Annotated in this window: 2 protein-coding genes; both read left to right on the forward strand. The window is 62.5% G+C overall.

The features are described from left to right. Positions 1-287: phosphoglycerate kinase (gene pgk, locus AC1D0P_RS27735; RefSeq protein ID WP_477679668.1), on the forward strand; the 287-nt coding region annotated here is incomplete at its 5' end. A gap of 52 nt (positions 288-339) precedes the next feature. Next, positions 340-549: hypothetical protein (locus AC1D0P_RS27740; RefSeq protein ID WP_477679669.1), on the forward strand; the 210-nt coding region annotated here is incomplete at its 3' end.

The raw sequence follows: 549 nt of genomic DNA on the forward strand, positions 1-549 counted from the left end.
AGCAATGGATCGGCAAAGCCGAGACGCTGGTCTGGAACGGCCCGCTCGGCGCCTTCGAAATCGCCCCCTTCGATGCGGCAACGGTTGCCGTGGCGAAATTCGCGGCCGACGAGACCAAGGCCGGCAAGCTCGTCTCCGTGGCGGGCGGCGGCGATACGGTGTCGGCTCTCAACCATGCCGGCGTCGCCGACGATCTCTCCTATGTGTCGACGGCAGGCGGCGCCTTCCTCGAATGGATGGAAGGCAAGCCATTGCCGGGCGTCGATGTTTTGAAGGCCAAGAAATAAGTGACCGAATGGCGGGCCTGGCCCGCCATTTTCTTTTGGGGGCGGAGGGCACATGCATCACGACGATTTTCCGGTGGTCTACATCATTCTGCTGATCTTCGTGCTGGTGCCCTGCTTCACCATGGCCCTGCTCACCTTCATATTCTCCATCATTGCCGCCGGCGGCTGGCGCAGGCTGTCGAAGCAATTTGCCTCGCCGCGCGGCGTGATCGGCAACACCACCTACCGGGTGACCGGCAAGGTCGGCAGCTCGACCTATAAG

It is taken from the genome of Polaromonas sp. P1_G2 (genome assembly GCF_056405515.1).